This is a genomic window from Vibrio sp. S12_S33 (assembly GCF_963889785.1).
Lineage (GTDB): Bacteria > Pseudomonadota > Gammaproteobacteria > Enterobacterales > Vibrionaceae > Vibrio > Vibrio aestuarianus.
In genome coordinates this window covers 1-903 of the sequence record NZ_CAWPQZ010000180.1, presented here as the reverse complement: position 1 = coordinate 903, position 903 = coordinate 1, and the positions used below count along the sequence as shown (strand labels likewise).

General features: G+C 41.4%; 2 protein-coding genes. Both read right to left on the bottom strand.

What is annotated here, in order from left to right; genetic code table 11:
• A partial coding sequence (locus AACW06_RS19745; RefSeq protein WP_192076286.1) for a glutathione S-transferase N-terminal domain-containing protein occupies positions 1 to 190 on the bottom strand: 190 nt, incomplete at its 3' end.
• Between the two features lie 161 nt (positions 191 to 351).
• A complete protein-coding gene (locus AACW06_RS19740) occupies positions 352 to 756 on the bottom strand; it encodes a GFA family protein (protein ID WP_192076358.1) in 405 nt (134 codons plus the stop codon).
• Between the last annotated feature and the right edge of the window lie 147 nt (positions 757 to 903).

Sequence of the window (903 nt, the reverse complement as noted above, 5' to 3'; positions counted from 1 at the left end):
ATTCAGAAAAAACCGAACCATCGATACAAAGAGATGGAACATATCCAAAAGGATTTATATCTAGGTATGTTGTCGTTAGTTCGTCAGAGCTGATCTCAATTCTATCGTAATGTATACCCTTAAAATTCAGTACCCACTCCACCCTTTCAGAGCTATTCGAGCCTTTTGCGCCATACAGCGAAACTTCCATATATCCTCCCGAAAAGCATAACGCCCAATTAAGGGGTGAACAACGCCCCCACCCAAACCTAAAACATTGTGCCATAAACACTAAATTTGAAGTAGAAGCTAAAATGCCAAGCGTTGTGAATCCCTCTTAAATTGCTTGTTATACGCGTGCTCGAGGGAGCGCTACTTAACTGGCCCCTTTTCGAACTGTTTTAGATCATCTGAGATTTCATTCCATGGTGCTTTCGAGCCTGTAAAGATATGAAAGCTCGGTTTATGGGTTGGAGTTTCGTCCAAAACACCCAGCCGAATATTGTGTTTGCCTGTTTTCAACTTTCGTGAAAACAAACTAGAACCACAAATACGACAGAAGGCTAATTCCGTTTCTTCACTTTTCCTATAAATACTTACGAACTCTTCACCCGAAGTGAAAACGAACTTGTCTGAGCTTAAGCCACCAACTGAAGAATAGTCTGAACCCGTAAACTTCCGACACTCAGAGCAATGGCAGTTCCCCATGTACTCAAACTCATCTGGGACTTCAATTTTGACCTTATTACAAAGGCATGAACCACTTAACTTTCTCATTTTAACTCCCTTTAAAGCGTATAACGCCCAATTAAGTGGTGAACAACGCACTGACCAAGTCGCTGCATTGCACCGTAAAACACTTTACCTAACGCATAGTAAAACTGTCACGCGTTGAGAATCCACTTGAATTGCTTGTTATGTGAA